18 protein-coding genes, 2 tRNA genes and 2 pseudogenes are annotated in these 20,030 nt (G+C 74.4%); 10 read left to right on the top strand and 12 right to left on the bottom strand.

The genetic code is table 11. The features are described from left to right. Positions 1-29: 29 nt before the first annotated feature. Positions 30-935, top strand: coding sequence for a dihydrodipicolinate synthase family protein (locus tag HDA33_RS04565; protein ID WP_184171386.1), 906 nt, complete (start codon positions 30-32; stop codon positions 933-935). 12 nt (positions 936-947) lie between these two features. On the opposite strand, the gene def is transcribed toward HDA33_RS04565, so the two are convergent. Both def and HDA33_RS04555 read right to left on the bottom strand, forming a co-directional pair. Then, positions 948-1,589, bottom strand: a complete 642-nt coding sequence (def, locus tag HDA33_RS04560) for a peptide deformylase (RefSeq protein WP_184171383.1) — start codon at positions 1,587-1,589, stop codon at positions 948-950. A gap of 89 nt (positions 1,590-1,678) precedes the next feature. Continuing rightward, a complete protein-coding gene (locus HDA33_RS04555; RefSeq protein ID WP_184171378.1) occupies positions 1,679-2,089 on the bottom strand; it encodes a four-helix bundle copper-binding protein in 411 nt (136 codons plus the stop codon). Positions 2,090-2,193: 104 nt separating this feature from the next. Between HDA33_RS04555 and HDA33_RS04550 the strand changes: the two are divergent. Beyond that, positions 2,194-2,589: pseudogene (locus HDA33_RS04550) on the top strand (alcohol dehydrogenase catalytic domain-containing protein); the annotation flags it as partial. Between the two features lie 92 nt (positions 2,590-2,681). On the opposite strand, the gene HDA33_RS04545 reads toward HDA33_RS04550, so the two are convergent. Then, positions 2,682-3,389, bottom strand: coding sequence for a Crp/Fnr family transcriptional regulator (locus HDA33_RS04545; RefSeq protein ID WP_338104249.1), 708 nt, complete (start codon positions 3,387-3,389; stop codon positions 2,682-2,684). A gap of 163 nt (positions 3,390-3,552) precedes the next feature. Between HDA33_RS04545 and HDA33_RS04540 the strand changes: the two genes are divergently transcribed. Both HDA33_RS04540 and HDA33_RS04535 read left to right on the top strand, forming a co-directional pair. Further along, positions 3,553-3,783, top strand: coding sequence for a heavy-metal-associated domain-containing protein (locus HDA33_RS04540; protein ID WP_017489200.1), 231 nt, complete (start codon positions 3,553-3,555; stop codon positions 3,781-3,783). A gap of 44 nt (positions 3,784-3,827) precedes the next feature. After that, positions 3,828-5,864 carry a heavy metal translocating P-type ATPase gene (locus HDA33_RS04535; protein ID WP_184171375.1) on the top strand — a complete coding sequence of 679 codons (2,037 nt, stop codon included), beginning with the start codon at positions 3,828-3,830 and terminating at the stop codon, positions 5,862-5,864. On the opposite strand, the gene HDA33_RS04530 is transcribed toward HDA33_RS04535, so the two are convergent. From HDA33_RS04530 to orn, 3 genes are all read right to left on the bottom strand, one after another. Continuing rightward, positions 5,780-6,085: an antibiotic biosynthesis monooxygenase gene (locus HDA33_RS04530; protein ID WP_158492602.1), complete on the bottom strand. Its 306-nt coding sequence runs from the start codon at positions 6,083-6,085 to the stop codon at positions 5,780-5,782. The genes HDA33_RS04535 and HDA33_RS04530 overlap by 85 nt on opposite strands. 168 nt (positions 6,086-6,253) lie before the next feature. Continuing rightward, positions 6,254-6,326: transfer RNA gene (locus tag HDA33_RS04525), tRNA-His, on the bottom strand. Positions 6,327-6,428: 102 nt separating this feature from the next. Beyond that, on the bottom strand, positions 6,429-7,055 hold the full coding sequence (gene orn / locus HDA33_RS04520) for an oligoribonuclease (RefSeq protein ID WP_184171372.1): 627 nt from the start codon (positions 7,053-7,055) through the stop codon (positions 6,429-6,431). An 89-nt stretch (positions 7,056-7,144) separates the two neighbouring features. On the opposite strand from orn, the gene mptB (HDA33_RS04515) reads away from it, so the two are divergent. The 3 genes from mptB (HDA33_RS04515) to HDA33_RS04505 are packed head-to-tail and all read left to right on the top strand — an operon-like array spanning position 7,145 to position 11,981. Then, positions 7,145-8,800, top strand: coding sequence for a polyprenol phosphomannose-dependent alpha 1,6 mannosyltransferase MptB (mptB, locus tag HDA33_RS04515; protein ID WP_184171370.1), 1,656 nt, complete (start codon positions 7,145-7,147; stop codon positions 8,798-8,800). Continuing rightward, entirely contained in the window at positions 8,797-10,554 is a 1,758-nt protein-coding gene (mptB, locus tag HDA33_RS04510) for a polyprenol phosphomannose-dependent alpha 1,6 mannosyltransferase MptB (protein ID WP_338104248.1), read from the top strand. The genes mptB (HDA33_RS04515) and mptB (HDA33_RS04510) overlap by 4 nt, the downstream gene beginning before the upstream one ends. Then, the gene (locus HDA33_RS04505; protein ID WP_338104247.1) at positions 10,551-11,981 is read left to right on the top strand and encodes a glycosyltransferase family 87 protein; all 1,431 of its coding nucleotides are present in this window, start codon (positions 10,551-10,553) and stop codon (positions 11,979-11,981) included. The genes mptB (HDA33_RS04510) and HDA33_RS04505 overlap by 4 nt, the downstream gene beginning before the upstream one ends. Positions 11,982-11,991: 10 nt before the next feature. Here HDA33_RS04505 and HDA33_RS04500 read toward each other — a convergent pair whose 3' ends face one another. Both HDA33_RS04500 and HDA33_RS04495 read right to left on the bottom strand, forming a co-directional pair. Next, a complete protein-coding gene (locus tag HDA33_RS04500; RefSeq protein ID WP_246416869.1) occupies positions 11,992-13,548 on the bottom strand; it encodes a DUF2079 domain-containing protein in 1,557 nt (518 codons plus the stop codon). A gap of 61 nt (positions 13,549-13,609) precedes the next feature. Beyond that, positions 13,610-13,683, bottom strand: a tRNA-Arg gene (locus HDA33_RS04495). Positions 13,684-13,884: 201 nt separating this feature from the next. Here HDA33_RS04495 and HDA33_RS04490 point away from each other — a divergent pair. Next, complete coding sequence (locus HDA33_RS04490) at positions 13,885-14,493, top strand: single-stranded DNA-binding protein (protein ID WP_184171368.1); 609 nt, start codon at positions 13,885-13,887, stop codon at positions 14,491-14,493. Positions 14,494-14,616: 123 nt separating this feature from the next. Then, positions 14,617-16,299 carry an energy-dependent translational throttle protein EttA gene (ettA, locus tag HDA33_RS04485; protein ID WP_184171366.1) on the top strand — a complete coding sequence of 561 codons (1,683 nt, stop codon included), beginning with the start codon at positions 14,617-14,619 and terminating at the stop codon, positions 16,297-16,299. A gap of 233 nt (positions 16,300-16,532) precedes the next feature. On the opposite strand, the gene HDA33_RS12655 is transcribed toward ettA, so the two are convergent. Continuing rightward, a complete protein-coding gene (locus HDA33_RS12655; RefSeq protein WP_246416868.1) occupies positions 16,533-16,931 on the bottom strand; it encodes an ATP-grasp domain-containing protein in 399 nt (132 codons plus the stop codon). Positions 16,932-16,995: 64 nt separating this feature from the next. Further along, complete coding sequence (locus tag HDA33_RS04475) at positions 16,996-18,015, bottom strand: acyl-CoA thioesterase domain-containing protein (protein WP_184171364.1); 1,020 nt, start codon at positions 18,013-18,015, stop codon at positions 16,996-16,998. A gap of 104 nt (positions 18,016-18,119) precedes the next feature. Here HDA33_RS04475 and HDA33_RS04470 point away from each other — a divergent pair, with 104 nt between their 5' ends. Continuing rightward, positions 18,120-18,839 carry a DUF8185 domain-containing protein gene (locus HDA33_RS04470; RefSeq protein ID WP_184171362.1) on the top strand — a complete coding sequence of 240 codons (720 nt, stop codon included), beginning with the start codon at positions 18,120-18,122 and terminating at the stop codon, positions 18,837-18,839. Positions 18,840-18,879: 40 nt separating this feature from the next. On the opposite strand, the gene HDA33_RS12560 is transcribed toward HDA33_RS04470, so the two are convergent. Both HDA33_RS12560 and HDA33_RS12555 read right to left on the bottom strand, forming a co-directional pair. Next, positions 18,880-19,368 (bottom strand): globin, encoded by a 489-nt coding sequence (locus HDA33_RS12560; RefSeq protein ID WP_221433180.1) that lies wholly within the window; start codon positions 19,366-19,368, stop codon positions 18,880-18,882. A 174-nt stretch (positions 19,369-19,542) separates the two neighbouring features. Continuing rightward, a pseudogene (locus HDA33_RS12555) lies at positions 19,543-19,974 on the bottom strand (OsmC family protein); the annotation flags it as partial. Positions 19,975-20,030: the final 56 nt, after the last annotated feature.

Here is a 20,030-nt window from a genome sequence, read left to right as displayed (position 1 = left end):
GACCCGGTCCGGCGTGGTAGTCCTGTCCCATGGAGTTCCCCGGACTGAACGCGTACCTGCTGACCCCGCTGCGGGACGGGCGGCCCGATCCGGGCGCCCTCGAACGGCTGGCCGGCCGGGCCGTCCACGCAGGCGTCGACGCCGTCGCCGTGCTGGGCTCAACCGGAGTCGGGGCGTACCTGGGCCGGGCGGACCGGGCGGAGACCGTCCGGCGGGCCGTCGCCGCGGCCGGCCCCGTACCGGTGCTGGCGGGCGTCTCTGCTCTGCGGACCGAGGACGCCGTCCGGCACGCCGAGGACGCCGCCGCGGCGGGCGCCGCAGGGCTGCTGCTGTCCGCGATGACCTACCAGCCGCTCACGGAGGACGAGGTCGTCGGTCTGTTCGCCGACGTCGGGGCGGCCACCGGCCTGCCCGTCGTCCTCTACGACAACCCGACCACGACGCACGTGGCCATGACCGAGCGCATGTACACCCGCGTGGCCGCCGCCGCGCCCGTGCGCGACGTGAAGATCCCCGGCCGGTCCGAGGACGACGAGGCCGCGACCCGGGCGCGCGTCGGCCGGATCCGGGCCGCGCTGCCGCCGGGGACGGGCGTGGGCATCTCCGGGGACGCGGTCGCGACGGCTGGCCTGCTCGCCGGGTGCGACGCCTGGCACTCCGTCCTCGGCGGGACCCTGCCCCGCACCGCCGCCTCCCTGACCCGTGACGCGGCGGCCGCGGACGAGGCGCTGCGCGACCGGGCCCGCGACGCGACGGCCCGCCTCGAGCCGCTGTGGGCGATGATGCGCGCGCACGGGTCCCTGCGGGTGATGGCCGCCGTCGCCGCCCACCTCGGCCTCGCGGACGTGGACTGCCTGCCGCGTCCGCTGCGGCCGCTGGCGGCGGGTGAGCGTGGCCGGTGCGCCGCGATCGTGACGGAGCTGGGCCTGGACTGAGCCGGCTGGCGGTCAGGCCTCCTCAGGCCCGTGGTCGCAGTCCCGGCCGTGCTCGTGGTCCGCGTGGTCGTCGGCGTCGTGGCCGAAGGGGTCCTCGTCGGTACCGGGCAGCCACGTCACACCGGGCACGTTCAGTCGCTCGGCCCGCTGCGCGCGCTTCCAGCGCCGCTGCCACTTGCCCTCGAGCCGGTTCACGTAGAGGGTGCCGTTGAGGTGGTCGTACTCGTGCTGCATGATGCGCGCGAACCAGCCCTCGGCCTCGAACTCGAACATCTCCCCGTCCACGCGCTGGCCGGACAGGCGCACGCGGGTCGGGCGCTGCAGGGGGAAGCCGAGCCCGGGCACCGAGAGGCAGCCCTCGGTGTGCTCGCCCTCGTGCGGGTCCTCCCGCGGCGCCTTATCCAGGTGGGTCAGCACGGGGTTGATCACGTGGCCGACGTTCGGCGCGTCGCCGGAGTCCGGGAACGTCCACGTGAAGATCCGCAGCCCGACCCCGACCTGCGGGGCGGCCAGGCCCACGCCGTGTGCGGCCTCCTGAGTGACGTACATGTCCTCGATCAGCTCGCGGATCTCGTCGTCGATCACCTCCACCTCGGCCGCCCGCGTGTGCAGGACGGGCTCGCCGTAGACGGTGATGGGACGGATGGAGGCCATGGCGCTGCGCTTCCCGGCCCGGGGGAGGGCCTGCGTGGAGGGATGAGGGGGAGCCTCCAGCCTACCGCCGCGCGCCGCGCCGCCGCCGGTCAGCCGAGCGAGGCCAGCAGGTCGGCGCAGGCCTGCTCGCAGCGCCGGCAGGACTCCGCGCACACCGCGCAGTGCTCGTGCATCTCGGCGTGAGAGGCGCACTCGTCGCCGCAGGCCCGGCACGCGGTCCGACAGGCCTCGAGCAGGGTCCGGACGGTGGACGCGTCCTCGCCCGTCTGGCGGGTCAGCACCGCAGCGGTGGCCCCGCAGACGTCGGCGCAGTCCAGGTTCAGCCGGATGCACCGGCGCATCTCGGCCACCATGTCCTCGGACAGGCACGCGTCCGCGCACGCCGTGCACGTCTGGGCACAAGCGAGGCAGGCCTCGATGCACTCGGCCAGCGTCCGGCGGTCGACGCCGCCGAGGTCCTTCGGGTGGGTCTCGAGCATCGCGCTCACGTGGTTGGTCATGGCGTCCTCGTCTCTCCTCGATCGGATCGATCGGGCCGCCCTGGTCGGTCCGGGGCCGCCCTGCCGGCCACGGTACGCCTCGGGCGCGGCGGGCAGAAGGGCCCGGTCCCGGCGACGCGCGCTGGGAGGAGGTCCCGGACCCGCAGATCCAGGACCCCACGGACGCGATCGTGACGATCGAGACCACCACGATCTGCGGCACGGACCTGCACATCCTCAAGGGCGACGTGCGGGCCGTGACCGAGGGCCGGATCCTCGGGCACGAGGGCGTCGGCGTGGTCACGGAGGTCGGCCCGGAGCGCACGGAGGTGAAGGTCGGCGACCGCGTGATCGTCTCCTGCGTCACCACGTGCATGGACTGCGACTACTGCCGCCGCGGCCTGACCTCGCACTGCCAGACCGTGGGCGGCATCGGCTGGATCTTCGGCCAGGTGGCCGAGGGGGACACGCTCCTCGTGGTCGGCGCCGGCCCCGTGGGGCTCTCCGCGATCATGACCGCCACGACCCGCGACGCGCCCACGGCACCCGTCCGGGCGGCCGACCGACACCCGTCGACCGGCCGCCCGGTCGCGTCCGAGCCGGGCCCGGCGCGTCACCCGCCGGCCAGCCGCTCCAGGGCCTCGGGGTCCCTCAGCTCGACGCGCGGGCCGTCCACGGCGATCACGCCGTCGTCCGCCAGGCGCCGCAGCGCGCGGCTGAACGCCTCGGGCGTGGTGCCGAGCAGGGAGGCGACGTCCTTCTTCGGGGCGGTGAGGGCCACCGCCGGCCCCGCCTCGCCGTGGACGGCGGGCAGCTCGAGCAGGTGGCCGGCGAGCCGGGCGGGCACCGACAGTCGCTCCTGAGCCAGCCGGCGCTCCGCCTCGGCCAGCCGGACGGCAAGGGTGCGCATCACCCGCCGCGCGATCCCCGGGTGCCGGGCGAACAGCTCCTGGACCTCGTCGTGGGAGAACGTGCACAGGCGGGTCGGGGCCACCGCGCGGGCCGCGTACGGGCTGGGCGCTCCGGTGAGCAGCTCCTGCTCCCCGAGGGAGTTGCCGGCCTCGGCCATCCGCACCACCCGTTCCTGGCCGGTGGGCGAGGCGGTGCTCAGGGCGAGCCCGCCCGAGTGGACCACGCTCAGCCGACCCGTGCGGGCCCCGGCCACGTGCAGCAGCTCGCCGGGCTCGAGCTCGCGGGGACGGGCCAGCGCCGAGATGCGCTCCAGCTGGGCGCGGTCCAGCCCGGCGAACAGCCTCACGCGCGCCGCGCACGGCTCCGCCGCGCCCCCCACGGGGGTCAGGGTCAGCTCTCGACGTCGCACGCGGCCAGCGTCCCACATCCGGCTTGACGCAGGTCAAGGCGGGTGGACCCCGTCCCTCGTACGTTCAGGGTGTCCCCCTCGACGGGGAGACGGGCGGACCGCAGCCGCGGTCCGCCCCACGGAGCGGGCGGCCCCGCCGCCCGCCAGGCACGAGGAGACGACGATGACCACCGCCACCACCCACACCCTGCTCCGCGCCGAGGGCTTCAGCTGCCCCTCCTGCGTGAAGAAGATCGAGAAGTCCCTGGACCGCCTGCCCGGCGTGAGCGCCTCGAAGGTCGCCTTCGAGACCCAGCGCATCGAGGTGGACCACGACGCCGAGCGCACCAGCGTGCAGGACCTCGTGGACGCCGTCGCGAAGGTCGGCTACACCGCCCGCCCCGCGGCCTTCTGACCCCGCCCCCGCACGCCCGCCCGGACCCGAGAACGGAGCACCCCATGTCCCCCTCACGCCAGACCCGCCCCGGCCCCCGCCCGGCGCGGCTCCGGCTGCACCGTCCGCTGCACCCCCGGTGGCGCCGGCCGCTGGCCGCCGCCGCGCTGATCGCGGTGTCGCTGGTCCTCGCCCCGGAGCAGATCGCCCACGGGACGGGGCATCTGCCAGCGGCGCTGCTCATGCTCGCCGCCGCCGTCGTGGCGGGCCTGCCGATCGTGGTCGGCGCCGTCCAGGCGCTGCGCGTGCGGACGGTGGGCATCGACCTGCTCGTGGCCGTCGCGGCGATCGGCGCCGCGCTGCTGGGCAACTTCTGGGAGTCCGCGGCGGTCACCCTCCTCTTCTCCCTCGGCCACGCCCTCGAGGACGCCACCCTGTCCAAGACCCGCGCGGCCCTCTCCGACCTCGTCGCCACGGCCCCCGAGACCGCGGTGCTGCTCGAGGCGGACGGCTCCCAGCGCACCGTGGCCGCCCACGAGGTGCCCGCCGGGGCCACGGTGCTGGTCAAGGCCGGCGCCCGCGTCCCCGTGGACGGCCTGGTGCTCGCGGGCACGGGCGCCGTGAACGAGGCCGCCATCACGGGAGAGTCGCTGCCCGCGGAGAAGGCCGACGGCGACGCCGTCTACGCCGGCACGGTGGCCACCGCCGGCCTGCTGCACGTCGAGGCCCGCGGCGTGGGAGCGGACACCACGCTCGCCCGCATCATCCACCGCGTCGAGGAGGCGCAGGAGGCACGGGCGCGGACCCAGCAGTTCATGGACCGGTTCTCGCGCTGGTACACCCCCGGGATCATGGTGCTCGCGCTCGTGACGGGGCTGGTCACCCGGGACGTGCCCCTGGCCCTGACCCTGCTGGTCATCGGCTGCCCGGGCGCCCTCGTGATCTCCATCCCCGTGGCGATCGTGGCGGGGATCGGCCGCGGCGCCAAGGACGGCGTGCTCATCAAGGGAGGGGAGTTCCTCGAGCGCTCGGCGAAGGTGGACGCCGTGGCCGTGGACAAGACCGGCACCCTCACCTGGGGCACCCCCGAGCTGACCGACGTCGTCGTGCTGGCCGACGAGGACGAGGACGAGGTGCTGCGCTGGGCCGCGCGGCTCGAGGCGGCCTCGGACCACCCGCTCGCCGAGCCCGTCGTGGCGGCCGCCCGCGAGCGGGGCTTGGGCGAATCCGGCCTCGCCACGGAGGTGGAGGTGGTGCTCGGCCGCGGGCTGACCGGCCGCGTGGCCGGCCGCGGCATCGCCGTGGGCACGATCGCCCTGCTGCGCGGGCTCGAGGCGGACGCGGCCCTCACGGACCGCGCCGAGCAGGTCGCCGCCGGGCTGGCCGAGGCCGGCCGCACGCCCATGGCCGTCGCCGTGGACGGGATGCCGATCGGTGTGCTCGCCGTGGCGGACACGGTCCGGCCCGAGGCCGCGGACATGATCCGCGGGCTGCACCGGATCGGCGTGGAGGAGGTCGTGATGCTCACCGGCGACCAGCCGGGCGTGGCCCACGCCGTGGCCCGTCAGGTGGGCGTGGACGAGGTGCGCGCGGCCCTGCTGCCCGAGGACAAGCTCGAGGCGATCGCCGCCATGCAGGCCCGCGGCCGGGTGGTGGCCATGGTCGGCGACGGCATCAACGACGCCCCCGCGCTCGCGACGGCGGACATCGGCGTGGCCATGGGCGCCGCCGGCTCCGGGGTGGCGATCGAGACGGCCGACATCGCGCTGATGGGCGACCGCCTCGAGCGGCTGCCGCAGGCCCTGGGCCTGGCCCGGCGGACGGTGGGCGTGATGCGGCAGAACATCGCCGTCTCGCTCGTGACCGTGGCGGCGCTGCTGGCCGGCGTCTTCGCGGGCGGCGTGACGATGTCGATCGGCATGCTCGTCCACGAGGCGTCCGTGCTGCTCGTCATCGCCAACGCGATGCGGCTGCTGCGGCCGGCCGCCGGGTCCGGCCGAGGCGGCTCCCGGACGGCTCAGTCCAGGTCGACGACCTCGAACTCGAGCAGCTCCGCGCCCGTGGCCACGGGCGCCGGGCGCCCCTCGGACTCGGCGGCGTGAGCGGCGGGCATGCGCCCGCCCTTCCAGTTCTGGAAGTCCTCCTCGGTGGCCCACGTGGTCACCACGAAGTAGCGGTCCTCGCCCGCGGTGGGGCGCAGCAGCTGGAAGCCCTCGAAGCCGGGCTCGGCGTCCACGGCGTGCTTGCGGGCGGCGAAGCGCTTCTCCAGCTCGGGGCCGGCGCCCTCGGGGACCGTGATGGCGTTGATCTTCACGACGGACACGGCGGGGCTCTCCTTCGCTGAGGGGGCGGCGCCTGGACGACACCGTCCCGCCAGGCTACGCCCGGGGAAGGGCCGCGACGACCCCGGCCGCCGGCGTCCCTCGCCGCGAGCGTGTCCGGGATGCGCGAAGGCCCGGAACCATTCGCATGGTTCCGGGCCTTCCTTCGGGGTGAGTGACGGGGATTGAACCCGCGACCTTCTGGACCACAACCAGACGCTCTGCCGACTGAGCTACACCCACCATGCGCGTCCTGCGGGGGCTCCCCGCGCGACGCAGCGGGCTCCACTGTACACGAGTTCGGCCGGGGCGCCGAATCCGGCCCCCGACCCCTCGGGAGGGAGGTCAGGCCTGCGCCTCGGCCACCACGCGGGCGATAGCCTGGGCCTCCTCGGAGGTGGGGCCGGGGGAGGGGGCCATGACGGCGGCGCGGTAGTAGCGCAGCTCGGTGATGGAGTCCTTGATGTCGCCCAGGGCGCGGTGGCCGCCGGTCTTGGCGGGCGCCTGGTAGTAGGCCCGCGGGTACCAGCGGCGGGCCAGCTCCTTCACGGTGGACACGTCCACGATCCGGTAGTGGAGGTGCTCGACGACGGCGGGCATGTACGCGGACAAGAAGAGCTTGTCCTGGCCCACCGTGTTGCCGGCCAGCAGGGCCCTGCCTGCGGGCACGCGCGCCGTGAGGTACTCCATGACCCGTGCGGTCGCGTCCTCGAGGGTGAGGCCGTGCTCCAGCTCGGGCAGCAGGCCGGAGGTGGTGTGCATGTCCCGCACGAACGGGTCCATCTGCGCGAGGGCGGCCTCGGAGGGGCGGATCACCAGGTCGATGCCCTCGTCCAGGATGTTCAGCTCGGCGTCCGTGATGAGCACCGCCACCTCCACGAGCTCGTCCACGTGGGGGTGCAGGCCGGTCATCTCGCAGTCGATCCAGACCAGGGGGGCGCTCTCCTGCGCGGGGGTGCTCGTCTCGCTCATGGCCCCAGGCTACTCGGGGCGGCGGTGGTAGATTCGTGCGCACCGCGCCCGCGCGCGCCCCGCCTGAGAGCACGGAAGGACCCCGCCGCATGAGCGTGACGACCCCGCGGCCGTCCGGGTCCACGGCCGGCCGGCCGGCCCACATCGGCGTCGGCGGCCTGCGCGCCGACCCCAAGGTGGCGGGCGGGAACACGTGGCCCATCCTCGTCGGCACCCTGGGCTCGCTCCTGCTGGTGGCGGGCTCGTTCTCCGTCGGCTGGCTGGCCTCGGCCTCGCCCATCAACCGGTGGCAGTGGCTGATCCCGTGGCGCACCCAGGAGACCGGCGTGATCGTCGGGACCATCCTGCTCACGCTCGGCTGCTGGGTGATGTTCTGGGCGTGGCTGCGGCTCGGCCAGACCGTGCGCCCCTTCGGCCGCGGCTCCCTGCGCACCGTGAACCTGGCGACCGCCCTGTGGTGCCTGCCGCAGGTGTTCGCCCTGCCGATCTTCAGCCGGGACATCTTCGCGTACGTGGGCCAGGGCCGGCTCATGGTGGCCGGGCAGGACCCGTACGAGGACACGATCTCCTCCCTGTCCAACTGGTTCCAGCTCGGCGCGGACGCCACGTGGGCGGACTCGGAGACCCCCTACGGGCCGATCTTCCTGTGGATCGAGCAGGCCGTCGTCGCCGTGTCCGGGGACATGAACCCGGACCTGGCCATCTTCCTGTTCCGCCTCGTCGCCGTGGCCGGCGTGGTGCTCATCATGGTCTTCGTCCCCCTGCTGGCCCGCCGCCTGCGCGTCAACGGGGCGTGGGCGCAGTGGGTCAGCGCCGCCAACCCGCTCTTCACCATCAGCTTCGTGGCCTCCGGCCACAACGACGCCCTCATGGTGGGCCTGGCCCTGGCCGGCACGTGGTGCGCCCTGCGCGCCGGGCATCCGCTGCGTCCCCAGTCGCCCGCGCGCTCCGCCGCGTGGGGCGTGGCCGGCGTCGTGCTGGTGACCCTGTCCCTGGGCATCAAGCCCATCACCCTGGTGCTGCTGCCGTTCATCGGCCTGCTCTGGGCCGGCCCGACCGCCGGCTGGATCCGGCGCTTCGTCTTCTGGTTCCTCACCGCGGGCATCTCGTTCGGGATCATGTCCGTGGTCGGCGCCCTCAACGGGTTCGGCTTCGGCTGGGTGGCCGTCATGGTGGGCACCGGCACCGGCACGGTCCCGTGGGGCCCCATCGGCATGCTCTCCCTGCTCACCGTGGGGATCAGCGAGCTCGTCGGCCAGGGCGCGGACCAGCAGGCCGTGGAGGGCGTCTACAAGACGGCCGGTCGCGTGCTCTCCGTGCTCATCGTGCTGGCCCTGATGTTCCTCGGTCGCCAGGACCGCGTGATGACGCGCATGACCTGGGCGTTCACCGCGCTGGTGATCCTCTCGCCCATCATCCAGCCCTGGTACCTGCTGTGGCTGCTGCCCTTCTTCGCCGTGATCGGCATCCGGGACGACTGGCAGATCAAGTGGGTCGTCTTCACCGTGGGCTACTTCCTCGCCTTCGGCGCCTCGGACCAGCTCTTCACGTGGCAGTTCCTGGCCATCGCGGACCAGGTCAAGGCGATCTCGCTGATCGTCTCGGCCGTCTGCCTGGCCTGGATCCTCGTGGTGGACCGGCGCACCAGCCGGTTCGTGAAGGACCACTGGCACGTCCGCCCCGCCGTCCGCGCCGGGCTGGCCCGCCTGCGCCGCGCCCCGCGGACCCCGGAGCCGGGGGAGTGAGGCGCGCCGGCCTCGCGCCGACGCCGGCCCCGCCCGGACGGCCGGAGCGCGAGACGGCGCCCCCCGAGCCCGCCGTCGCCGTGCGGCAGGGCACGTGGGCGGCCGTGCTGATCATGGTGGGCTCCTGGGGCGTGGGCTGGCTGCCCATGACCCCGGAATCGGTCTTCTCCGGCAGCACCCTCCTGAACCCGCTGCGCGTGAACCTGCCCGGCGTGCTCGCCAGCACCCTGCTGCTGGCCTCCGGGTCGCTGCTGCTGGTGCGCGCGTGGCTCGTGCTCGGCCGCTCCCTGCGCGGACGGTGGGAGGGCCACGGCCGGCTCGTCTCCCGGGCCGCGTGGCAGTGGTCCGCCCCGCTGATGCTCGCCCTGCCGATCTTCTCCCGGGACGTGTTCTCCTACCTGCAGCAGGGGCGCCTGCTCGCCCTCGGCCTGGACCCCTACACGCAGGGCGTCTCCGCGCTGCCGGGCTGGTTCATGCAGGGCGCCGACTCCATCTGGGCCGAGTCCCCGTCCCCGTACGGGCCGCTGTTCCTGCTCTGCGCCGAGGCGATCTGGCGGGTCACCGGCGGACAGATCGAGCTCTCCGTCACCGCGTTCCGGCTGCTGGCGCTCGCGGGCCTGGCCCTGTGCCTGTGGGCGGTGCCCCGGCTGGCCGAGGCATCCGGACGGTGCGGGGCGTGGGCGGCCTGGGTGTGCGTGGCCAACCCCCTCTTCCTGCTCTACATGATCGCCGGCGTGCACAACGACGCCCTGATGACCGGGCTGATGCTGGCGGGCATCGTGCTCATGGTGCGCGTGCCGCGCCGCCGCCTGCACGCCCTGTGGGGGATCGTGCTGATCGCGCTCTCGGTGGCCATCAAGCCGCTCACCGCGCTCGTGCTGCCCTTCGTGGCGCTGCTGCTGCCCACCGGCTGGGACCGGTTCCGCCGCGCCGATCCCGGCCTGCGCCGCCGGGACCGGCTCGGCCCGTGGATCACGACGGCGGCGATCGCCCTGGCCGTGCTCACGATCCTCGGCGCGGGCTCGAGGCTCTGGTTCGGCTGGGTGCCGGCCATGCTCACCAGCGGCGACGCCGCCTTCCCGTACGCCCCCGTCGGGGTCCTCGGGCTGCTGCTCGGCGCGGCCGCCGACGGCCTCGCCGGCCTGCCCGCGCGGGCGGTGGCCGGCGGCTTCTACACGCTCATGACGCTCGCGGCCCTGGGCTTTGGCGCGTGGCTGGCGCTGCGCCGGCGCGCCCCGGAGCCCGTGTCCGCCGCCGCCGCGGTGCTCTTCGTGGCGGTGGTGACCGCCCCGATCGTGCAGCCCTGGTACCTGCTCTGGGTGCTGCCGCTGCTGGCGTGCGCCCTGCGCCCGCTGCCGTGGGGCGCGGACCATCCGCGCTGGCTCGGCTGGGTCACCGCCCTGGCCGTGCTCCTGCTGACCGGCGTGGGCGTGGTGGACCAGATCTCGGTGGCCCAGTGGCTGCCGGTGGCCGCCGTCCGGGCCCTCACCGCCGTCGTCGTGCTCGCCGGGATCGCGTGGATCGTGGTCCGCGACCCGGCCACCGCGCCGCTGTTCCCCGGCCGGCGCCGCCCGCCGCGCGAGGTCGTCGAGCCCCGGGAGGCGGTCGGGCCGCGGGAGCCCGGCGCGCCGCCGGGGCCGCCGGCCGCCGCCCCGGACGCCGAGACCCCGCCCGACGCGCCGGCGCCGACCCCGACCGACGCCGCCGCCCAGCCCCCGACCGCCGCCGCCCCGCTCGCCCAGGAGAGACCGTGACCTCGCAGCCCCGCCGCCCCGCCGACACCCGGACCGGCTCCGCCGCCGCGCCGCCGAGCCCCGCCGCCCTGCGCCCCGGGCCCCGCTGGATCGGGATCCTCGTGGGGCTCACCGCCGTGGCCGCCGTCGTCGGCCTGCTGACCAAGCAGTGGTGCCGCGTGAACGGGTGGGCCGCCCCGGGCGTGCACGTGCACATGTGCTACTCGGACTTCGCGCAGCTGTTCCCCACGCGCGGGCTCTCGGACGGCCACTTCCCCTTCTACACGCCCCTGCCGCCCGAGCAATGGATGGAGTACCCGGCGCTGCTGGCCGTCGTCGCCGGCGTGACCATGTGGCTGGTGCCGGACTCCGGGGACCTGCACGAGCGCACCGTGACGTACTTCGACGTCAACGCCGTCGGCGTGGTGCTGTGCTGGGTGGTCCTCGTGATCGCCACCGCCTACACCGCCCGCGGCCGCTCCCGGGACGCGCTGCTGGTGGCCCTGGCGCCGGGGATCATCCTCACCTCGATGCTCAACTGGGACCTGTGGGCGGTCATGCTGGCGGCGCTGGCCCTGTGGGCGTGGACGGCGCACCGTCCCACGCTCGCGGGCCTGCTGATCGGGCTGGGCACCGCCCTGAAGCTCTACCCGCTGTTCTTCTTCGGCGCGATCCTGGTGCTGGCGCTGCGCACGGGCCGCTGGCGCGGGCTGATCACGTCCCTGGCGGCCGGCGTGGCCGCGTGGCTCGCGGTGAATGTGCCGTTCATGCTGACGGCCTTCGACCAGTGGTTCCGCTTCTACACGTTCTCCGGGGACCGGGCCGTCTCGTTCTCCTCGACCTGGCTCTCCCTGGCCTGGACCGGCTGGTCCGGGGAGACGTTCTCCACCCTGCAGAACGGCATGTTCGCCCTGTGCTGCGCGGGCATCGCCTGGCTGGGGCTCTCCGCCCGGCACCGGCCGCGCATGGCCCAGCTGTGCTTCCTGATCGTGGCCTCGTTCCTGCTCTGGGGGAAGGTGTACTCCCCGCAGTTCGTGATGTGGCTGATCCCGCTGGTGGTCCTGGCGACCCCGCGGTGGCGCGCGTTCTGGATCTGGCAGGCCGTGGAGGTGTACCACTGGGGCGGCGTGTGGATGGAGTCCGCGCGCATCACCTCGGGCGGCGCGTTCGCGGACGGGGCCTGGTGGATCACCGCCTGGTACGCCTCGGGGATCGTCGCGCACATCGTGGCGCTCGTGTGGCTCATGGTCACCGTGGTCAAGGACATCCTCGACCCCGCGCGCGACCCGGTGCGCCGCACGGCGCTCGCCCAGGGCGCCCCGACGATCGCCCCGGGCGTGGCCGAGGACCCGCACGCCGGCGTCTACGCGGGCGCCCCGGACCGGCTGCTGCTGCCCCCGGCCGGCCGCGGCCTGCAGCCGGCGGAGGGGTCGACGTCGGGCTCGTGAGCCGCCCGCGTCAGCGGTGCTGGAGGTACTGCGTGCAGGTGGGGGAGACGGCGCGGTCCGGGTGGCGCAGCACGACGACGTCGCCGCGCTCCCACACCGTCTCGAAGCCGAGCCGCTCGGCGCGGTCCAGGGCCTGGTCTGGGGTGAGCGGATCCCAGCCGCCGAGCTCGGCGACCGAGGTGTCCACGATCATCCAGGTGGCCAGCTCGTCCCCGATGTCCCCGTGCAGGCCCACGTGGGTGCGGGCGGTCAGGTGCGGCACCGCGTTGTCCGCGGCCTCCACGCACACCCCGTCCGGGATGAGGGAGACCGCGTGGTCCAGGTCCCGGGCGTGCTGGGTCATGGTCATGTCCCCGGTGAGGGTGCGGTGGTACGGGAACACCTGCGGGAAGAACGCGGTCCCGACCAGCCCCGTCGCCAGCGCCGTCGAGGCGACGACGGCCGGCAGCCGGCGCATCGGCGGCGAGGCGTGGGAGCCGGCACCGGTCCCGGCGGGACGGGGCCGCCGTCGTCGGGCGAGGAGGTCCGAGAGGCGCACGGCGCCCTCGAGCGCGGCCATGAGGAGGAGGGGGGCGAGGATCGCGTCGTACTGGTACACGGGCGCCCACACGTTGAGGCGGTCATTCCAGAGCCGGGAGAGCAGGATGGGCAGCGCCATCAGGGTGAGCGGGCTGAGCAGGGGCAGGAACAGCAGCGGCACGAGGTGCAGCAGCCACAGCGCCGCCTTGAGCGGGTGGTCGACCAGTGCCGCGGCGGCCTCCCACGGCCGCGTGAGGATGGTCAGGATGGAGGAGCCCATGTCCGGGCCGAGGGCCTGGAACTGCCAGTAGCCGAAGTCGCCCGTGGGGGAGTAGTGGGGGATCACCACGGAGGTGGCGAACCAGTAGCCGAGCACGCCGAGGACGGCGACGAGGGCGGCCTGCGGCCAGAAGCGCCGCAGGGCCATGACCAGCGCGACGGCGATCAGGGTGACGCCCATGTCCTCGCGGACGGTGAGCAGCGCGGCGGCCAGGACCGTGGCGAGCCAGGGCCGCTGTCCGTCCAGGGCCCAGACGAGCCACGCCATGAGCGGCACGCCCAGCGTGACCTCGTGGAAGTCCCAGTTCACCATCGCCTGGAACGGCCAGGAGATCATCAGCGCCGCCACGGCGACGAGGGAGACGGCGTGGCCGGTGCGGCGTCGGGCGAAGCGGTAGACGGGCACGGCGGCCGCCGCGAGGGCGAGGGCCATCACGATGCCGAGCATGCGCGGGTCCGGCCAGATCCAGTAGAAGGGCGCCAGCAGGGCCAGGATCGGGTGGAAGTGGTCCCCGAGAATGTGGAAGTCCACGCCCTTGACGGAACTCAGCGGCGCGTTGAACAGCGCGTACTGGCGCACCACCTGGTCGAAGATGCCCAGGTCGTAGCCCTTGGCCTCGTAGATCCCGTACCGGAGGAACGAGTGGACGATGGCCAGGGTGGAGGCGAGCGCGAGGAGGATCCCCAGGTGGAGGCCCTCGCGGCGGGTCACGCGGACCTCGGGGACGGCGGGTCGCGGGGCGTGGAGCCAGGAACGCAGGCGGTCCAAAGCGGTCTCCTTCGGGCGCGGCGGACGTCGGGCGTGCTCGGAGGGCTCCGCCCCTTCTCGGTGCCCCAGGAGGGATTCGAACCCCCGACCGGCGGATTAGAAGGCCGCTGCTCTGTCCAGCTGAGCTACTGGGGCTGGGCCGTGCCAGTCTAGCCGTCGCGGTGGTCGCGACCGGCGGCCGCTCCTGCACAGGGCGCCGGGCATGCCCCGCCGTCCCCAGATCCCGTCCCGGCCCGCTGGCCCCGCCCCGTCCCGGGGTTCCCTGGCGGTGGCGGATCAGCCGATGCGCCGACCATCACCCCGGCACGGCCCGGGGCGCAGCCCAGGAGGCACACCATGCAGGACATCATCACCGTGCGCGGCTTCGTGGCCACGGATCCCGTCACCCGGACCACCGCATCCGGTGCCACCGTGGCCGGCTTCCGCCTGGCCACCACCGAGCGCCGCTTCGACCGGGAGGCCGGCGCCTGGGTGGACGCCCACACCAACTGGTACAGCGTGTCCGCCTTCGGCCAGCTCGGCTCCAACACCGCCCAGTCGGTGCGCAAGGGCAACCCCGTGATCGTCACCGGGCGGCTGCGCGTGCGGGACTGGTCCACAGAGGACCGCTCCGGCACGTCCGTGGACGTGGTGGCTGACGCCGTGGGGCTCGACCTGGCCTTCGGCTCGGCGGCCTTCCAGCGCAGCCAGCGCGCCGCGGCCGCGCGCCCGGACGGCGCCGACGAGCAGGACGGGCAGGGTCAGGCCGGGGCCGTCGCCTCGGCAGGCGCCGCGGAGGCCGACGGGACCGCCGCCGGCACCGGGGACGGGTACGTCACCGAGCTGCCCCCGGCGCTGCGCGGGGGCGACGCGCCGGCCACGCCGCCGCCGTCGTCGGAGGAGGGAGACGAGGCGGACGACGACGCCCGCGGCGTCCGCGAGCCGGCGGCGGCCGGCGCCGCCTGAGCGGCCCGAACGGCCCGCCGGGGTCAGACCGGGACGGGCCCGGCCGGAGGGGGCGGGCGCGTCGGGGGCCGCGGGATCGGCCCGATGAGAGGAATCCCGCGGCCACCGACTAGCCTGGGGCGCATGGCGGAATTCATCTACACGATGGTCAAGGCCCGCAAGAAGGTGGGCGACAAACTGATCCTGGACGACGTCACCATGTCGTTCTACCCCGGGGCAAAGATCGGCATGGTCGGCCCCAACGGCGCCGGCAAGTCGACGATCCTCAAGATCATGGCCGGGCTCGACGAGCCCTCGAACGGCGAGGCGCGTCTCTCGCCCGAGTACACGGTGGGCATCCTCATGCAGGAGCCCAAGCTGGACGAGTCCAAGACCGTGCTCGAGAACGTCCAGGAGGGCGTCGGCGAGATCTACGGCAAGATCCAGCGCTACAACCAGATCTCCGAGGAGATGGCCAGCCCGGACGCCGACTTCGACGCGCTGATGGAGGAGATGGGCGAGCTGCAGACCGCCATCGACGCCGCGGACGCGTGGGACATCGACTCCCAGCTCGAGCAGGCGATGGACGCCCTGCGCACGCCCCCGGCCGACGAGCCGGTCACCAACCTCTCCGGCGGCGAGAAGCGCCGCGTCGCGCTGTGCAAGCTGCTGCTGGAGAAGCCCGACCTCCTCCTGCTCGACGAGCCCACCAACCACCTGGACGCCGAGTCCGTGCTGTGGCTCGAGCAGCACCTGGCCTCCTACCCGGGCGCCGTCATCGCCGTCACCCACGACCGGTACTTCCTCGACCACGTCGCGGAGTGGATCGCCGAGGTCGACCGCGGTCGCCTCTACCCCTACGAGGGCAACTACTCCACCTACCTGGAGACCAAGCGCGCCCGCCTCGAGGTGCAGGGCAAGAAGGACGCCAAGCTCGCCAAGCGCCTGGCCGAGGAGCTCGACTGGGTCCGCTCCAACACGAAGGGCCGTCAGGCGAAGTCCAAGGCCCGCTTGGCCCGCTACGAGGAGATGGCGGCCGAGGCCGAGAAGACCCGCAAGCTGGACTTCGAGGAGATCCAGATCCCGCCGGGCCCGCGCCTGGGCACCGTCGTGATCGAGGCCAAGGACCTGAAGAAGGGCTTCGGGGACCGCGTCCTCATCGACGGCCTGTCCTTCTCCCTGCCCCGCAACGGCATCGTCGGCGTGATCGGCCCGAACGGCGTCGGCAAGACCACCCTGTTCAAGACCATCGTCGGCCTCGAGCCCCTGGACGGCGGCGAGCTGAAGATCGGCGAGACCGTGAAGATCTCGTACGTGGACCAGTCCCGCGCGAACATTGACCCCGAGAAGTCGCTGTGGGAGGTCGTCTCGGACGGCCTGGACTACATCAAGGTCGGCCAGGTCGAGATGCCCTCGCGCGCCTACGTGTCCGCGTTCGGCTTCAAGGGCCCGGACCAGCAGAAGAAGGCCGGCGTGCTCTCCGGCGGTGAGCGCAACCGCCTGAACCTGGCGCTGACCCTCAAGGAGGGCGGCAACCTGCTCCTCCTCGACGAGCCCACCAACGACCTCGACGTGGAGACCCTGACCTCCCTCGAGAACGCGCTGCTCGAGTTCCCGGGCTGCGCCGTGGTGGTCTCGCACGACCGCTGGTTCCTGGACCGCGTGGCCACCCACATGCTCGCCTACGAGGGCACCGCCGAGGACCCCGCGAACTGGTACTGGTACGAGGGCAACTTCGAGTCCTACGAGGCCAACAAGGTCGAGCGCCTCGGCCCGGAGGCCGCCCGCCCGCACCGCGTGACGCACCGCAAGCTCACGCGCGACTGAGCGGTTCGCGTCCGGCGGACGCCCGCACGACGACGGCGGCCCGCAGCGATCACGCGATCGCTGCGGGCCGCCGTCGTCGTACCGGGCCGGGGTGCCGCCGTCGTCATCCCCCGCTGGGAGATTCGGGTGACTTGTCGGGGGTGCAGGGCCCCTGCACCCCCGACAAGTCACCCGAAACTCCCGTACAACCGGGGGCGCGGGAGAGGGTGTGCGGGCGTGGGCCTGGGGCCCGGTCAGATGGTGGCGAGGTTCGCGTTGCCTATCTGGCCCTTGTAGTGCTTTCGCACGGATACCTTGCGCTCGAGGTCCTCGATGATCGCCGGGGCGAAGTCCACGCCGTAGAGCGACTGGCACGAGCCCAGGCCGCCGGGGGAGAACACGTTCACCTCCATGAGCTTGTCGCCCACGATGTCCAGGCCCACGAGGAACATGCCGTCGGCGAGCAGCTTGGGGCGCACGGCCACCTCGGGCCGCAGGTCGTGGCCGGAGTGCACGGTGGTGAACACGACCTGGCCGGCGGCGGCCGGATCGTTCTTCCAGGGGCCGACGACGGCGAACGGCTCGCCGTGCGTGCGCGTGGACACGGAGTCCACGGCGTCGGCGCGGGGATGCTCGGCGGCGAGATCGGTCATGGGAGCCGATGGTGGCCGACGCGGCGCCGCCGTGGCAAGGTCCCCCGGCACGGTGCGTGCCGGATCAGCGCCGCCAGCTGCGCCGCAGGACCGTGCGCAGGGCGAACCGCTGGGCCGCGCCCTGCAGCCGGGCCCGCCGGGCGGCGGCGCCCTCGGGCATGCGGATCATGCCCTCCTGGGCCACGGTGGCCACGAGGGTGCCGTCGCGGGTGAACACCGAGCCGGTGCCGAGCCCGCGGGCGCCCTGGGCGCTGGGGGAGTGCTGCACGTAGAGCAGCCACTCGTCCGCGCGGGCGGGCCGGTGGAACCACATGGCGTGGTCCAGGGAGGCCACGGACATCCCGGGCTGGATCCAGGCGACGCCGTGCTGGCGCAGGACGGGCTCGAGCAGCGTGTAGTCCGAGGCGTAGGTGAGGGCGGCCACGTGCAGGGCGGGGTCGTCCGCCAGCGGCGTGAACGTCTTCATCCACACCATGTTCCGGTTCTCCGCCTCGGGGGCGGGGTCCACGTAGATCGCCGGGGTGACGTGCCGGATGTCGAAGGGGCGGGCCCAGGCCCACTCCTGGGCGATGGGGTGGTTGATGCGCCCGAGCACGTCGGCCGTGCTGGGGAGCTCCTCGGGCGCCGGGACGCCCTCGGGCATGGCCACCTGGTGGTCCAGGGCGGCCTCGGCCGGCTCCTGGAAGGAGCAGGTCAGGGCGAGGATGGCCTTCTCGTTCTGCGTGGCCAGCACGCGGCGCACGGAGAAGGAGCGGCCGTCCCGCAGGGTCTCCACCGTGAACGTGATGGGCTGCAGGGCGTCGCCGGGGCGGATGAAGTAGCCGTGGATCGAGTGGACGGCCCGGTCCGCGGAGATCGTGCGGGAGGCTGCGGCCAGCGCCTGGGCGAGCACCTGTCCGCCGAACACGCGGCCGTGCGCCTGCCGCGGGGTGGTGCCGGTGAACCGGGGCTGGCCGGTCAGCGGGTCGGCGTCGGCCCGGTTCAGCTCCAGGATCCCGCGCAGCATGTCCGTGGGGTCCTTGGGCGCCGACGCCGGGCGGGCCGGGGCGCGACCGGGGCGGGGGGCGGGATGACGCTGGGGCACGGGAGGCTCCTCTGTGCGGGGCTGAGCTGGGGGATGCGAGGCGGTGCGGGGCCCCGCCGGGGCGGGGCGGGCCCGTGACGCGACGGACCTGGGACAATGCTCGCATGACCGAGCCTTCCGCCGCCCCCGCCCCCGCCCCCGTCCTCCGCTTGGCCGATGAGCGCGCCGTGCGCGACCTGGAGCAGTTCGCCACGCGGGCCCGCCGGGTCTCGGACACGGGCATGCGCCTGCACGTGGTGCCCGAGGCCGGGCCCTCGCGGACGCCGATGCTCGCCCAGTGGGTCTCGGTGCTGCAGCCGGCCGGCCTCGGCGACGAGGTGCCGGTCGTCCTCGGCCTGCGCACCGTCCCCCTGGCCACCGCCGAGATGGCCGCGGACCTGGACGCCGTCGTCGCCCTGGGCGCGGTGACCGAGCGCACCGCCCGGATGCGGAGCCGCCAGCCCGTGGACCTGGACTTCTCCGTCCCCCCGGGGCGGGAGCAGGTCACGTGGACCGCGCTCACGCCGCCGCGCTCCGGGTGGACGCCCGCCGCCGAGGTCGCCGACGAGGAGCTGGCGGACGTGGCCGAGCGCGGCGTGGCCGCCGTGCGCGAGGCGCTGCCGGAGAACCCCGGCGAGGCGATGGTCCGCAAGGTCCGCGCCCAGATGTGGGGTCCGCTGCTGGGCGGGGACGCCCTGGGCTTCCCCGCGGGCATGGCGTTCGGCGCCCACGCGCTGGGCTTCCTCCAGCCCGGCGGGCGGGCCCGCCTCAACACGGCAGGGCCCTGGACCCGCCTGGACACCCCCGGCGGGTTCGTCCTGGGCCGGCCCGCCATGGCGGTCTGAGCCGACGGAAGCCGGACCCGGCCCGGGCCCGCGCCGACGCTCAGGCGGAGTTCTGCAGGGAGTGGGCGGCCCGCTCCAGGTAGTCCCAGAGCTCAGCCTCGTGCAGCGGGGACAGGCCGAGGGTGTCCACGGCCGCCCGCATGTGGGTGAGCCACGCGTCGCGCGCCGCCGGGTCGATCCGGTAGGCGGCGTGGCGCATGCGCAGCCGCGGGTGCCCGCGCTCCTCCGAGTAGGTGCGCGGCCCGCCCCAGTACTGCTCGAGGAACATGAGCAGGCGGCGCTGGGCGCCCTCGAAGTCGTCCTGCGGGTACATGGGGGAGAGCAGCTCGTCCTCGCGCACGCGGGCGTAGAACTCCGCGGTGAGCCGGTCGAAGGTCTCCCTGCCGCCCACGGCCTCGTAGAAGCTCGCCGCCTGGCCCGGCGCCGCGGTCTCGGCGGCGGGCGCGGGCGTGGCGGGGGAGGCGGCCCGGCCGGCCGCGTCGTCGCGGGCGCGCACCTGGTCCACGGGCGCGGGGGCGCCCGCCTTCATCACGGGCTCCACCTCCGTGGGCCGCTCCGCCAGCCCCGTCACCTGCGAGGGACGCTTGGCGACGCGCGGGCGCAGCACCGCCAGGGGCGCGCCGAGCCGCGAGGAGTGGTCCGGCAGCGCCGGCCCGCCCGACGCCGCCGCGCCGGAGCCGGCGACCGCCGGCTCCACCGACACGGGGGCCGAGAGCGAGTTCGCGATGAAGCACAGCCGGTGCGCCTCGGCGTGCAGGGCGTCCGCGCGCTCGCGGTCCGCCTCGTCCTGCAGAGCGACCTCGGGGCGCAGCGTCACGGCCGCGAACCGGCCCGCGCCGTCCCCGTCCACCTCCAGCACGCCCTCCGCCGCGCACGCCATCCCGGTGACCACGAGACCGCTGGTCGCGGCGACGTGCAGATAGGAGAGCACATGGCACTCGGCGAGCGCGCCCAGCAGAAGGGTCTCGGGGTTCCACTTCGAGTCGTCGCCGCGGAAGGGACGGGCGGCCGAGGCGTGGATCTCGCCGACGGCGGCGTCCTGGATCACCACGGAGCGGTCGTACTCTCGGACTCCGGAGGTGCCGGTGCCGCGGTTGCCGGTCCACTCGGTGCGCAGGGTGAAGGTGTGCTTCATGGGCCCCACACTAGTGCCGCCGGCGGACACGGCACGGGGCCGGGCCCCGAGAGGGA

Source organism: Micrococcus endophyticus (assembly GCF_014205115.1).
Taxonomy (GTDB): domain Bacteria; phylum Actinomycetota; class Actinomycetes; order Actinomycetales; family Micrococcaceae; genus Micrococcus; species Micrococcus endophyticus.
Note: the sequence above shows the minus strand (reverse complement) of the source record. Positions and strands in the feature narration are given on the sequence as shown.